This window comes from Flavobacterium resistens (assembly GCF_900182645.1).
GTDB classification, from domain to species: Bacteria; Bacteroidota; Bacteroidia; order Flavobacteriales; family Flavobacteriaceae; genus Flavobacterium; species Flavobacterium resistens.
Window position 1 is genome coordinate 325011 of record NZ_FXTA01000004.1, and the last position, 14687, is coordinate 339697.

11 protein-coding genes are annotated in these 14687 nt (G+C 35.6%); 2 read left to right on the top strand and 9 right to left on the bottom strand.

Translation table 11 applies throughout. The features are described from left to right. Positions 1-12 precede the first annotated feature (12 nt). The gene (locus FN795_RS16090) at positions 13-759 is read left to right on the top strand and encodes a succinate dehydrogenase/fumarate reductase iron-sulfur subunit (protein WP_035653144.1); all 747 of its coding nucleotides are present in this window, start codon (positions 13-15) and stop codon (positions 757-759) included. A 67-nt stretch (positions 760-826) separates the two neighbouring features. Here FN795_RS16090 and FN795_RS16095 read toward each other — a convergent pair whose 3' ends face one another. Beyond that, positions 827-3115, bottom strand: coding sequence for a family 20 glycosylhydrolase (locus FN795_RS16095; protein ID WP_142451545.1), 2289 nt, complete (start codon positions 3113-3115; stop codon positions 827-829). A 198-nt stretch (positions 3116-3313) separates the two neighbouring features. Here FN795_RS16095 and FN795_RS16100 point away from each other — a divergent pair, with 198 nt between their 5' ends. Further along, complete coding sequence (locus FN795_RS16100; RefSeq protein WP_142451546.1) at positions 3314-4090, top strand: DeoR/GlpR family DNA-binding transcription regulator; 777 nt, start codon at positions 3314-3316, stop codon at positions 4088-4090. Here the strand turns inward: FN795_RS16100 and FN795_RS16105 are convergent. From FN795_RS16105 to FN795_RS16140, 8 genes are all read right to left on the bottom strand, one after another. After that, positions 4087-5157, bottom strand: coding sequence for a dipeptidase (locus FN795_RS16105; protein WP_142451547.1), 1071 nt, complete (start codon positions 5155-5157; stop codon positions 4087-4089). The two genes, FN795_RS16100 and FN795_RS16105, sit on opposite strands and share 4 nt — an antisense overlap. 18 nt (positions 5158-5175) lie before the next feature. Next, positions 5176-6291, bottom strand: coding sequence for a D-TA family PLP-dependent enzyme (locus tag FN795_RS16110; protein ID WP_142451549.1), 1116 nt, complete (start codon positions 6289-6291; stop codon positions 5176-5178). A gap of 3 nt (positions 6292-6294) precedes the next feature. Then, the gene (locus FN795_RS16115; RefSeq protein ID WP_142451550.1) at positions 6295-6942 is read right to left on the bottom strand and encodes a beta/alpha barrel domain-containing protein; all 648 of its coding nucleotides are present in this window, start codon (positions 6940-6942) and stop codon (positions 6295-6297) included. 15 nt (positions 6943-6957) lie between these two features. Further along, positions 6958-7989, bottom strand: coding sequence for a sugar kinase (locus FN795_RS16120; protein ID WP_142451552.1), 1032 nt, complete (start codon positions 7987-7989; stop codon positions 6958-6960). A 100-nt stretch (positions 7990-8089) separates the two neighbouring features. Then, positions 8090-8557 (bottom strand): RidA family protein, encoded by a 468-nt coding sequence (locus tag FN795_RS16125; RefSeq protein WP_142451554.1) that lies wholly within the window; start codon positions 8555-8557, stop codon positions 8090-8092. A 4-nt stretch (positions 8558-8561) separates the two neighbouring features. Then, positions 8562-9881 (bottom strand): GntP family permease, encoded by a 1320-nt coding sequence (locus FN795_RS16130; protein ID WP_142451555.1) that lies wholly within the window; start codon positions 9879-9881, stop codon positions 8562-8564. A gap of 14 nt (positions 9882-9895) precedes the next feature. Next, positions 9896-11425: a SusD/RagB family nutrient-binding outer membrane lipoprotein gene (locus tag FN795_RS16135; RefSeq protein WP_142451556.1), complete on the bottom strand. Its 1530-nt coding sequence runs from the start codon at positions 11423-11425 to the stop codon at positions 9896-9898. 11 nt (positions 11426-11436) lie between these two features. Then, complete coding sequence (locus tag FN795_RS16140; protein ID WP_142451558.1) at positions 11437-14592, bottom strand: SusC/RagA family TonB-linked outer membrane protein; 3156 nt, start codon at positions 14590-14592, stop codon at positions 11437-11439. Positions 14593-14687 lie beyond the last annotated feature (95 nt).

Consider the following 14687-nt stretch of genomic DNA (forward strand, 5'->3'; position numbering starts at 1 on the left):
AACGAAAAAGGTATGAAACTTACATTAAAAATATGGCGTCAAAAAAACGCTCAAGATAAAGGAGGGATTGTAGAATATCCTATCGATGGAATCGAACCAGATATGTCTTTCCTTGAAATGTTAGACGTTCTTAACGAAGGTTTAATCAATAAAGGAGAAGAGCCAGTAGCATTTGACCACGATTGTCGTGAAGGAATCTGCGGAATGTGTTCTTTATTCATCAATGGTGAAGCGCACGGACCAGACAGAGGTGTTACAACATGTCAGTTACACATGCGTATGTTTAAAGATGGTGATACAATTTTTATTGAGCCATTTAGAGCAAAAGCTTTCCCGGTTATTAAAGATTTAGTTGTTGATAGAACTTCTTTTGACAGAATTCAGCATGCAGGAGGATTTATCTCTGTAAATACTTCAGGAAATACAATTGATGCAAATACAATTCCAGTTAATAAAGACGACGCAGATAAATCATTTGATGCTGCTGCTTGTATTGGTTGTGGAGCTTGTGTTGCAACTTGTAAAAACTCTTCAGCAATGTTATTCGTTTCTGCAAAAGTTTCTCAATATGCATTATTGCCTCAAGGTAAAGTTGAAGCAACTGACCGTGTTTTAAACATGGTTCACCAAATGGATTTGGAAGGCTTTGGAAACTGTACAAATACTGGAGCTTGCGAAGTAGAATGTCCTAAAGGAATTTCTCTTGAAAATATTGCACGTATGAACCGTGAGTATTTAGCAGCAAGCTTGAAAGGATAATCTAAAAAACATTTTTAGTTTTAAATAAAAAAAGCATCCCGTCCTGACGGGATGCTTTTTTTATGTCTTATTCGTAATATAAATTTGATTCGCTAATTTCCTGTTTTTCTTTTCCTTCCTGCTGAATGAAACAGGTTAAAGAAGTTCCTCCAATCTGATCAAAATAACTGATGTTGAGTTTGTGAAATCCTTTTTCAAGTTTGACAACTCCGTAAGCTTCGTTTAACCAATGAATGCCGTCATTATTTACAACAAGCTCATTGTCTATAAAAAGTTTCGATCCATCGTCTGAAAGCGTTGAAATCGTATAATTTGCCGTTTCTGGAACAAAGATATATCCGTCAAATTTTAAACCGATATAACGCTCGGTTTTTGTCTTCCATTTTTCACTGCTGATTGCTCCTTCAAATATGCCTGAATTAACAGGTTTTATAAGTTCTAAATCTTGAACCTGCTGAAATGTTCCAGTATAATAATCATATTTCAGTCCTTTTTTGGTTGGTTGTATGGCTAAAGCCGATTTTAAATCAGGATTTCGGACTAATATTTTGCTAATAGAACTTCTTCTTCCGCTTGGGCTTATTTGAACTATTTTTATAATTCTATATTCGCCTTTCGGGACATTTATAGTAACCGGTCTGGTGTATAATTCAGCCGTTTCATCAGGATTGTATCCGTCAATCGTGTAAAAAATCTGGCCGTTTTTGATTGTTGGTTTTAAATCTAAAATATATTTTGATGTAATTACAGCAGTTTCATTAGATCCAAAAGGCGTTGGAACTTTGTAAAGCCTTTTTTGTTGTTCTAATTTTTCTAAATGATACGGCATTTGATTCAAAATAAAATGATTGTAGTTTTTGTTTTGAGTCTGCGTCCAGGCAATTTCTGCCAAAGCAAATAATCGGGGATAAAGCATATAATTTAATTTGGCCGGACTTGTTAAATATTCTGACCATAGATTGGACTGAACACCCCAAATGTATTTCTGTTCTTCAACTGTTAAGCTGTCAACAGGGGTTGGATTATAATTGTAAATTTTTTCGACTGTCGTCAATCGTCCAATTGTTAACGGTTCCTGAGGCGAATATCCCTGATTGTAATCCAGATAAAGAACTTGTTCGGGATTCATAATTACAAAATGTTTTTGTTTCGCCGCACTAATTCCGCCTGATTCACCTCGCCAAGACATTACGGCTGCATTTGGTGCTAATCCGCCTTCAAGCATTTCATCCCAGCCCAGAATTTGTCTTCCGTTTGCGTTTAAGAATTTTTCGATTCTTGTTGTGAGATAACTTTGTAATTCATGCTCGTTTTTTAAACCTAATTCTTTGATTCTTTTTTGGCAATTCGGACATTCTTTCCATCTTGCTTTTGGGCATTCGTCTCCGCCAATATGAATGTATTTACTCGGAAATAAAGTCATAACTTCAGTTAAAACATCTTCTAAAAAAGTAAAAGTTTCCTCTTTTCCCGCACAAAAAATATCTTCAAAAACGCCCCATGTTTCTACAACTTTATATGTTCGTTCTGGAAAACAAGATAAATTTGGATATGCGGTTACGGCCGCAGTTGCATGACCCGGCATTTCGATTTCAGGAATAATATTTACATAATGGGCTTCGGCAAATTTTACAACGTCTTTGATTTCTTCTTGTGTGTAAAATCCGCCATATGGATTTCCATCAAAAAAAAGTGGTGATCTTTCAAATTTATTTCCGACTAAAGTCTGTGCTCTTTTGGAACCAACTTCAGTTAATTTTGGATACTTTTTTATTTCAATTCTCCAACCTTGATCGTCAGTTAAGTGCCAATGAAAGTTATTTAACTTATAGCTAGACATTTGTGCAATAAAATCTTTTATAACATCAACAGGGAAAAAGTGACGGCAAACATCTAGGTGTAATCCTCGGTAAGCGTATCTTGGCGCGTCTTCAACGGTTATGCAAGGGAGTTTTATTTCTTTTTTTTCTGATGGTTTATTTGGTAAAAGTTGTAAAAGACTTTGAACGGCATAAAATAATCCTTCTTCAGAACCTGTGACCATTATTTTTTTGGAAGAAATAGAAATTTTATACGATTCTTTACTTGCCGATGATGGATTTTTGACAACAAAAAAAACTTCAATTGGACTTTTTTTTGCTGGCAAATTTCCGTTTACTGCAGCTTCAAAAATTTGAGCTGTTTTAAGTTCTTTTGCACTGTATTTGTTGTTTTCAAAAACAACTTTTATTTTTCCATTCAAGCTTATGCTGTCGCCAGTTGCTTTGTATAAATTTGGAGCAGGAATTATTGAAATGTTTTGAGCTTTTCCGATAAAACAGCAAAATAGTAAAAAGAGAAAGATGTTTTTTTTCATGGCTGGTTACTGTTCAGTTATTGAGGTTACTGGCAAATTTAATATTTGGAAATTTCTTTTTGCAAAAAATATGCAAAGCAATTTAGTGTATAAATGTCTTTAAAATAGCTTAGTTAACTTTTTTATTACATTGTGTTATAATTTGTTTCGCAATAATATTGCATTATTTGTTTACATTTGTTTAAAAAATATATTGGCATGAATAATGAAAATGAACTGATAAATTACACTAAGGAAGAACGAAAAAATCTTATTTTAAAAGAGATTAACCTGCACACTCGTGTAAGTTTTGAAACACTTTCTGCCAAATTATTTGTTTCAGAAGATACTGTCAGACGTGATATTAATGAACTTGAATCAGACTCTTTATTGATTAAAGTGAAAGGTGGCGCGATGACAAAAGCGTACCATCATTCTTCCTCAAATCAGACTTATGCCGGCGAATCAAAACAGATTATTGCGCAAAAAACATTAGGACTTCTTCGTGACGGAATGGTTCTCCTAATTGGAGGTGGAACTACAATTAGAGAGTTTATTCGCTTAATTCCGAATGATTTAAATCTTACTATTTTTACAGTTACTGTTTTATCAGCTGTTGAACTTCTAGATAAACCAAATGTCAAAATTATCATGATTGGCGGAAGTATTTCATCTTACAGCCAAATGTGCGTGAGCGGGGATGTCTATAATCAATTGGCTAATATTAAAGTCGATTTATTAATATTAGGAACTAATGCCTTAGATATTGAAGGCGGTTTCTCAGATTCTGACTGGGAAACAGTTCAGGTTAAAAAAGCCATGATTCAGGCTTCTGAAAAAACAGCAATTTTGACTATTTCTGAAAAATTAGACACCGTTTTAAAAATGAAAATTGCCAACTTATCTGAAGTTGATTATGTGGTTACCGAAGTTGATCCAAGTGACGAAAAATTAAAATCGTATAAGAAGGCAGTTCCAAGTTTAGTTTTTATCTAATCCCAATTTTTCATTAAAAAATTAATCCAGTTCTGGTGAAAGATTTTATCTAAATCTTCATCAGAATAGCCGTTGTTTTTAAATATCGGAACGAGTTTCTGTAAATCGGCAATCGTGTTTAAATCATAAGGCGACTGTTCGGTACCAAAAGCGCCGTCAAGATCAGAACCAATTCCGATATGATCTGCATTTCCTGCCAATTGACAAATGTGATCCATATGTTTAAAAACGGTTTCTAGATTGCAATTTGTTCCTTTTGGAGTAGAAATGCCTCTTTCCCAATTTGGAACTAACATCCAGGCGTCTAAAGCACCACCAATAACAGCTCCTCTTGAAATTAATGCTTTGATCATTTCGTCGCTGTATTGACGATTGTGGTCAACCAAACTTCTGCAATTGTTATGACTTGCCCAAACTGGCCCATTATAATGATCTAATGCCTGCCAAAAAGCATCATCGCATAAATGTGTTGCATCTAAAATGATATTCAAACGCTCCATTTCTTTTAATAAATCAATACCGTTTTGATTCATTTTTCCCGTCGCATCAGTTCCGTTTGCGTATCGTCCAGGACCATAATGCGCGGGACCGATGGCACGTAATCCGTAATTGTAAGCTTTCTCTAAATAGGAAATATCAATAATTGAATCGGCGCCTTCTAAACTAAGGATATAGCCAATTGGTTTTTTATCATTTGGAGTTCCGTCATTCCACAAATCAATTTGTTTCTGAAGCGATTTTTTATCTGTAATCTGTGTCATTTCTCCAGCTTCTTCCATGGCTTTGTACCATGTGATTTGCCCTTGAGTTTGTGCCCAGGCTTGCTCAGGAGAATTCCACCCCGGAATAATGCTGTCTGGTTTTACAAATCGTGCAATTTGAGTCGCCACAACAATCCCGATATTACCGCGTCGCAAATCAGGAAAAGAAACCGTCGCACGTTCACGGTCTGGTTTGTCTGTCATTCCTTTTTCTAAATGACGTAAAGTTGCAACATCATTTCGTAAATCTCTATTCCATTCCATCGCATTCATGCTCAGGTCTAAATGGGCGTCTAGTATAAACATATTCGTTTGAACTTAATTTTATATATTAATTTTTCTGCTTCGGGCGGCAACTTTCCATTCATCACAAATTTCATGTGCCGAATTCACGACTTGAACCGAATCATAAAGTGCGCAAGTTGGGCAAACATGATACGGAATTGCGTAAATAATATCTCCGATAGCATACTGATTTTGTCCTTTATTTTCAATGATTAAATGCTCTTCTGAGTGAGCAGTCGGAATCAGATTTTCATCATTCAAAATGACCAAACGTTTATCAATTGGATTTTCTGAAGAAACGGCTTTGTAGCCAATATCGATACAAAAAGTTGATTTTGTTGGTTTTGAAATAATCGTTCCAACTATGACAAATGCTGGTTCAAATTTTTGTTCCGGAAGATGAATCTGATAATTGGAATCCCAGAAAACAAAAGTTCCCGGACTGCATTCTACATTTTTTTCTGAAGCGTAAAATGGGAACGTATTCGATCCACCAGCGACAATCTTTAATTGATAATCTAGTTTTTCCTGAATCGTTTTTAATTTTTCGCTGATGCTGAAAAAAGAATTTGAAGCAACTGAAATTCGGTGTTCCAAAGTTCCTTTTAAATGGCCGTCATAAATATGAATTCCGGAAAAATGAATGTTTTTTAGTTTCAGAATTTCTTCTACTAAAGCAGTCCAATTTTCAGAAATTGAAATTCCGGTTCTGTTCATTCCGGTATTTAAATCCAAATAAACGGTTAGCGATAAATTATTTTTTTGAGCAATTTCATTTAAGGCTTTCGCCGAATCTAAATTATCGGCAATGGTTGAAAAAGCGCTTTTTGGATATTTCTGAATAAGAGAAATCCATCTTTCTTTTTTATTTCCAACAGGCTGATAGGCGAGAAGAATATCTGAAATCTCATGAATGGCCGCAAGTTCAGCCTCCGCAATTGTGGCGCATTTTATTTTATTGATTCCGTATGTCTTGAATAAATCCAGAATTTCGCCAATTTTATGCGTTTTGATATGAGGTCTCAAATTTTGAACTTCACCATTTACAGCTTCAATCAGACGCTCGATATTTTGCTGCATACGATTTTCATAAACAGCAATAAACGGAGTGTCAACACGGATTTCGGAATTTATTTTCCACCAATTTTCTTGCATAACTTAGTTTCTGGTTTTTTCTACAACTTCAATTAAATCCTGAAAAGCTTTCAGCGACTGCTCATAATTTAAATTTAAAAGCATTTCTTTCGAAAACAAATTAGAACCAATTCCCACGCAAACAACACCAGATTTGAACCAAGATTTTAAATTGCTTTCTTCTAAAGTTACGCCTCCGGTTGGCATTATTTTCAAATTCGGAAATGGAGCTCTGATTGCTTTTACGTATCCAGGTCCGCCAATTTTATCAGCAGGAAAAAGTTTTACAACTTCAGCTCCTAATTTATTGGCATGAAGCACTTCGTTTAAAGTAGCAGCGCCGGGAATCCAGTAAATATTGTTTTTAAAACAGTAATTTCCAATTTCAGAATCAGTATGCGGACAAACAATGCAGTCTGCTCCTAGGTTTATGAATGTTTCGGCATCTTCAACACTTAAAATAGATCCAACGGCCAGTTTAACATCTAAATTGTTTGCCTTTTTAAACTCGATCATTTGACTGAAAACTTCTTTTGCATCATCTGCCCGCGCGGCAAATTCAATAATTTTTATGCCTGAATCAGCTGCGGATTGCAAAACAATTTTAGCTGTTTCAATGTTGATTTGTGTTACTAGCGGAAGCACGCCTTGAGCTTTTAAAATGCTGTACATATTTGGGGTAATTTATTATCGGTTAATTCTGTTGCTTGAGCCGTTTTCCATAAAATGATTTATTTCGGCAAGACTGGTTATGGCAAAATCGCCATGTATGCTTTGTTTGATTACACCACAGGCCGTTGCCCATTCAATGCATTCCTGACCCGATAATTTATTGGATAAACCATAAAGCAAACCGGCATTAAAAGCATCGCCAGAACCAATTTGGTCTGTTACAATGTGTATTTTATGTTCTTTGGTTTCGTAAAAATTGCCTTCATGCATCAGTAAACCTTTGTATAAATGTGCCGGTCCATCTGATTTTCTAAAGCTCATTGCGAGTGTTTGTAGAAAAGGCATTTCTTTTTTTAGTAATTCAAAAGTTTTTTGAAAACGATTTGCATCTGATTCTTTTTTGTCGGTTTTTATTCCGAAGTAAATTTCGATGGCGTCCAAATCAGCTACAGTGATTGTGCTGTACTGAAGTAAATCGGGCATGATTTCAGAAGGTTTTTTTCCGTATTGCCATAATTTGGAACGATAATTAAAATCAGATGAAATTGGTGATCCTTTTTTGTGCGCTGCCAAAATTGCTTCTTTGCAGACAATTCCCGCTTCATAAGAAACACCTGGACTGATTCCCGACCAGTGAAAATGCGTTACATCTTTTAAAACTTCTTCCCAATCAATCTGATTTTTTTGAATTGTAGCAAAAGATGAATTGCTTCTGTCGTAAATAACCTGTGATTGTCGGATCTGATTTCCTGATTCAACAAAATATAAGCCCAGACGTTCTCCGCCATAAACACATTTTGAAGTGTTGACTTTGTGTTTTTGAAGTTCGTTTATTGCTAATTGAGCCAAATCATTTTGAGGCAATCTTGTAATATAATCAGTTTGGATTCCGAGTTGGGAAAGTAAAACACAAACATTTGCTTCGGCGCCTCCAACATGTATTTTTATTTCATTGGCCTGCGTAAACCGGTTTCCATCGGCAACACTCATTCGGAGTAATAATTCTCCAAATGTTGCTATTCTTGTTTGTGAGGTAATTGTATTCATTGTTGTTATTTTTTTTGCCACAGACTTTGGATTAAATTATTTTCCTTAACCAATTCAGATTGCTCTTTAATCTTTATCGTCTGTGGCACAAATTCTTTATTTAAAATAATTCGAAGACGGCTTCAACTTCGACAGGAATATTGTCTGGTAAAGAACCCATTCCAACGGCACTTCGTACTCCAATTCCGTTTTCTTGTCCCCAAACTTCAGCAAATAATTCACTGCAGCCGTTTATTACGTACGGATGTCTTAAAAATTCGCCATTGCAATTCACCATTCCAAGTACTTTGATAACTCTTTTTACTTTATTCAAGCTTCCAAAATTGGTTACTATCGTAGAAAGCATCGTTAATCCGACTTGTCTTGCTGCCAGTTTTCCTTCTTCAATATCCATATCATCACCAATTCTGCCAATGATTAAGGATTTGTCATCACGAACCGGACCGTGACCAGACAGGTATAAATATTTACCATCAACTAAATATGGTTTGTAGATGCCAAGAGGTTGAGGCGCTGGTGGTAAAGACAAACCAAGGGTTTCAAATTTTTCTTGAGGCAATAAATTCATGATATTAATGTATTATAGAGTTTAAAATAAAAACGAAAATGATTCCTAAAATTGATACTAAAGATTCCATTACGGTCCAGGATTTAAAAGTATCTTTTAGGCTGATATTAAAATATTCTTTGAACATCCAAAAACCCGGATCATTTACATGTGAACACATTAGGCTTCCGGCTCCAACTGCTAATACTAATAAGTTGGGGTCCAGTCCATTCACTTGTAACAAAGGTAATAAAACACTCGCAGTCATTAATCCGGCTGCAGTGGCTGAACCAACGCAAATGCGAATGATTGCTGCCATTAACCAAGCGAGTAAATAAGGATGAATATTGGTTTGAGTTAAAGTTGTAACGATTGTTTCGTTTACACCGCTTACAATCATAACTTCTTTTAAGCTTCCTGCTCCGCCTACGATTAAAACAATCAGCGCAACATCTTTTATCGCGATTGCATAATCATCCATTACAGAAGCCAGACTTCTGTTCATTCTTATACCTAATGTATAGGTGCAAAGAAGAAGGGAAATCAGCATAATTATACTGGGGTCTCCAATTGTTTTGCAAAGATTGTTTACGGATTCATTTGTTGTAATTAATGGCAGTAAAGAAGTAATCGTCAAACCAAAAACAGGAAATAAAGCCGAAAATAAACTGATCGAAAAACTTGGTAATTTGCCTTCGTTAGCGACTTCTTCGATATTTATTATTTCATGATCTGATTCGGTTTTGATGTTTTTCAATAAATTGGAAAATAATAAACCGGCAATAAAAATAGTAGGAACAGCAATGATGATTCCGTAAACTAAAACAAGACCAATATCAGCTTTTAAAATACTGCTCAACGCCATTGGGGAAGGATGTGGAGGCAAAAAACCATGTGCTACTGAAAGCGACGCCAGCATTGGGATTCCGAGATATACTTTTGAAAGTTTAAATTGGTGGGCTACTGAAAAGATTAAGGGAACTAACAAAACAAAACCAACACTATAAAATAGAGGTATCCCAACAATAAATCCGGTAATCATTAATCCTAGGCGAACGTGTTTTTTACCTGTCCATCCCATAACTGTTTTTGCAATGACATTTGCCGCGCCAGATGAAACGGCAAGTTTGCCAATACAGGTTCCAAAAACGATAATTAATGTGATCGAACCCAACATTTCGCCCAAACCTTTTTGAACCGTTTGTGACAAAGTGTTTATTGGCAGACCTAGAAATAGGCCTGCTAGCAAAGCTGTAATGATAAAGGCAATAAACGGATTGATTTTAAACCAAGCGATTTGAAGGATTAAAAATGCAATACATGCCGTAAGAATTATAATGCTCATTATCTATTTTTTTATTATTTATCCCACCAGATTTTTGTTGTGAAATTGTCTTCGCCCTGGCGCTTAACTGCTTCTGCTAAGTTAGTTGAATTCACAGAATATTCACTAGTTGGATATTTGAATCGTCTTGGAATTGTGCCATTTGTGACATTTCCAGGGAAATTTACCGGAACTAAAACCGGATATCCAGTTCGTCTCCAGTTAGAATAAACCTCTTGTTCATCTACAAAAAGTGCGATGTAAATTTGAGTATGAATTTGATTCATTTTTGCTTCAAAAGAACCTGCAGTATTGAATGGATTTAATGTTAAATAAGGTGTTGCATCGGTTATTGCATAAGTCGGCCCGTAAATTGCCATGTTTAAGAAAGAAGCTTTTACACCTTTTTCATATAAATCTTTATCGGTTTCATTAGTGTACCAACCTCTTGCAGCAGCTTCGGCCAATAGCAAATTAGTTTCGGCATTGCTTATAACCATAAGTGGCGCATCATATTTGAAAACCGTACTTTGATTTGGTTCAGAATAAGTTCCTTGTTCGGCTGGTGTTGGAGCAGTTTTAGTTCCGTTAGGAAAACCTTTTTGAACTGCAATTGCAGTATTTTGAGTAGTTCCTTGCCAAACACCTGAATAAACACTAATTCTAGGATCAGCAGTTGATTTCAATAAATCGATAAATGTTTTACCTAATTTTCCGCCTTCGACATTTTTCTGTCCGTATGATCCTGCTGTAAAATCTTGTCTTCTTGAATCAAATCCAACAGGGTTTCTGTTAATATCATTTGGTCCGTCAGTATAGCGCATTACAGCGTTATCAGTTCCATTTATGATTACACCTCCAGCGATAGCTTTGGTTACCCAAGTTTTTGCCAATGCAGGGTCAACTTTAGTCAATCTCATTCCTAAACGAAGCATTAAAGAATAAGAGAATTTTTTCCATTTTGCTACATCTCCATCATATAAAAAATCTGCTTTTCCAAAACTTGTTTTTGATGCATCCAAAGCCGTTGCAGCTTCATCAAGTTCTTTCAGCAAATCTTTATAAATTGATTCCTGAGAATCATATTTAGGAAGAAAAATAGATGAAGTGTTTGCTTTTGCAGCCTGAGAATAAGGAATATCTCCATACAAATCCGTAATTCTGTGATACAAATAAGCTCTCCAGATTCTGGCGATATTAAGTTTGTTGCTGTCAGTTGGATTACCTTTTACAGCATCGATAACAATTTCAGTTTCATTTATTCCAGTTGGATATGCCTGATTGAAATAAGCAGAGTAATAAACTTCATTACTAAGATATTTATCTCCAGCTCCCGAAGCTTCTTTATAAGTTGCATAATGCTGCAACATACCGCCACATTCCAAAATATTGGTTGCAAAATAATTGTTGTTTAAGCCATCCAATTGCGCTTTGCTGAAAATATAATTCGGATTCGGTTTTTCAACAACATTCGGATTCGTATTGATTTCTTCAAAATCTTTGGAACAAGAAGTCATACCTCCTAAAAGTATTCCTGTTATGTATAATAGAGTTAATTTTTTCATTTCTCTTTAATTTAAAATTTAACGTTTAAGCTTAAACCAAAGCTTCTTGTTTTAGGCAATCCAAATTGCTCTACACCTTGAGCATTTCCTGCACTAAATACAGATTCCGGATCAACGTTTGGCGTTTTCTTGTAAAGGATGAATAAATTTCTGGCAACAAAAGAAACAGAAAGACTCTGAAGTTTAGCCAATGCTTTTATTCTTTCAAGCGGTAAGTCATAACCAACAATTACTTGTCTTAATTTGATAAAACTCGCGTCATAAATAAAAGTTGATGAAATGTTTCTTAAACCATCATAATAAGTTCTTAGGTTTTCTGGCGCTATTACCATGTTTACAGGGTTTCCGTTTGTATCAACTCCTGAAATTGGTAATCCGGTTTCACGACCTTCTAATGTCAATTTAGTTAATCCCATACGTGTTCCGTACAAATCGGTTCCAGAATATAAGCTTCCGCCAAATTTCCCGTCAATTAAAAAGCTGAAGGATACTGCTTTGTATTTGAATTCATTGTTGATTCCCGCGCCCCAAGGATGTACACCTTGTCCTAATTCTTCAAGCGGTCCTCTGGCAATACTAGCAGATCCTCCGCTCACATTATAAACTGTATTTCCATTAGCATCTTTTAAAGGCTTGTAACCTTTTATAATACTGTATGGACGGCCAACATCACTTGTAATGGTAACGTATCCGTTAACAGAAGTTGCCATTGTAATAGAATTCAAATCATCTGTAAGTGCCTGAACAGTATTTTTATTATAAGATCCGTTGAAAGTAGCGTCCCATGAAAAATCTTGATTGTTGATGATTTTTCCGCTAAGTAAAAATTCAACACCGGTATTTTTCATTTTTCCAAGATTCAGCAACGCAGTATTTGCTCCTGAACTTGTTGAGACTGTAGTTTCGACAATATCATTTGTTGTTGCACGATCGTACCAAGCAAAATCAAGATTTAAACGATTATTGAAAAAACCTAAATCGGTACCAATTTCAAATGTTGTTGAAGTCAGCGGACTTAAAGTTGAATTTGGAACTCTGCTGCTTGTAGGTCCTTGTAATTGTTGTCCGTTATGTCCGCCTTGAACCATCGAATAAGATTGGTTTAGAGCATAAGGATCTGGAGTTGCACCTCCAACCTGAGCCCAAGAACTTCTTAATTTTGCAAACGAAACCCATTCCGGCATTTTTAATAAATCGGAAACAATAATACTTGTTCCAACTGAAGGATAAAATACTGTATTGTTTTCTGCAGAAAGTGTTGAGAACCAATCCTGACGTCCAGTGAAATTTAAGAAAATGACATTTTTATAATCAAAATCGACAGCGCCATAAACAGAGTTTGTTTTTGTTTTTCCGTAAGGATAAGAGTAGGTAAGAGTTTGTAAATTGCTTAAAGCATAAAAATCATCTAATACATAACCAGATCCTTCAACTTTAGTTTCATCTCTCAAAGTAGTTCGGGAGTTTACACCAACTAAGGCATTCAAAGAGAAATCTTTGTAGAAATTCTTTTTAGTATAATTTAAAATTGCTTCGGTATTTAAATTTGAAAGTTTCATTCTGGAACCTTGCGCATAACCAACAGGATTATTTAATGTTGTTTTTGGAATGTATCCAAAGAACTCATAATCGGTGTAATCTTGTCCGATTCGACCTTGCAGAAAAAGCTCAGGTGTAAAATTCAGTTTTACATTTAACATTCCGATAAAACGATTTTTGGTATCGTTGTTTTTGATTTTATTGACAACGAAATAAGGATTTGTTGCTACAGCTACAGGATTCCATGCTTCTTCAATGCCGTTTTCGTCATAACCTGGGGCAAGATTTCTGATATCAACAGTATTGGCAATCATGTACGTTCCCCAGTTTGCATTAGCTTCAGCATCTGAAACGGTTGGTCTATTTGCCGATTTTTCTAAATTATATTGCGTTACGACATCAAATTTCAACCAGTCTGTCAAATTTACATTACTAGCCAAGTTGAATGTTTTGCGGTTGAAACCAGAATTTGGCAAAATACTTTCATTTTCTAAATTCGAAAATGATAAACGTCCAGTTGCTTTTTCACTTCCTCCAGATAAAGCGACTGAGTTAATAAAAGTAGTTCCGGTTTGGTAGAAGTTTTTGATGTTGTCTTTTTGTGCTACATAAGGTCGGGCAACGCCGTCGAACTGAACAACATCTGTTCCGTCCATTTTTGCTCCCCATGACCAGCGCCCGTCAGCAATAGCCTCAGCCTGATTTGCTGGTTTTTTTCCGTTATGACCAGAGCCGTATTCGTACTGCCAATCTGGAATTATTGATGGAGTTTCAAAAGTAAAAGAGCTATTGTATTCAATTCCAATGCCTTTTTGGGCAGTTCCTCGTTTGGTTTGAATTAAAATAACTCCGTTTGCAGCGTTGGCGCCATACAGTGCCGCAGCTGTTCCTCCTTTTAAAACGGTAATCGATTTGATGTCGTCTGGATTAATTACTGAAGTTCCGTCACCTCGATCGACATTGATTCTGGTTGATCCAGGACCATTTCCAATACCTGGAAGATTTAACTGTGTATTGTCAATCGGTAAATCGTTAACCACATACATTGGCTGGTTGTTTCCGTTTAACGAACCGTTTCCACGAATTACAACTCGGCTTGAACCATTTGGTCCCGTTGCTGTGCTGCTTACGTTCACTCCGGCAATTTTTCCAACTAACGCATTCGTAATATTGGTTTCTTTTGCTTTAGTAAATTCCGTTCCTTTAAGTTCTGTTACGGCATAAGAAACTGCTTTTCCGCTTTTTTTAACTCCTAATGCAGTTACTAAAACCTGATCCAAAACATTTTCTGCAGGTTTTAAACTTATCGTTACGTCTTTTGTGTTATCTAATTTGAATTCTAATGTTCCATAACCCATATACGAAATGATGATGTGACTTTCGTTTTCTGGAACATTCAGTTTAAATCTTCCATTTTCATCTGTTACGGTGGCGATTTTATTATTGCTTTTTGCAATAATTGTAGCTCCGGCAATTGGCATTCCGTCGTCCTGGCCTATAACTTGACCTGAAATTTCAGTTTGATTGCTTTTCTGTTCAAAAAGATGCGTTTTTATTGCAGTCTCTTTTGCATTTGCCGAGAAAATCATACCTCCGGCAAATACTAATGAAATTAGCCTTGTTTTCATAATTCTTTGGTTTTCATGTTTTTTTTGGTTTTTATTGGCAAGTCAAATATATATATTAATTTTTCACTTTTGCATTTTTTTTGCATAAAATGCAT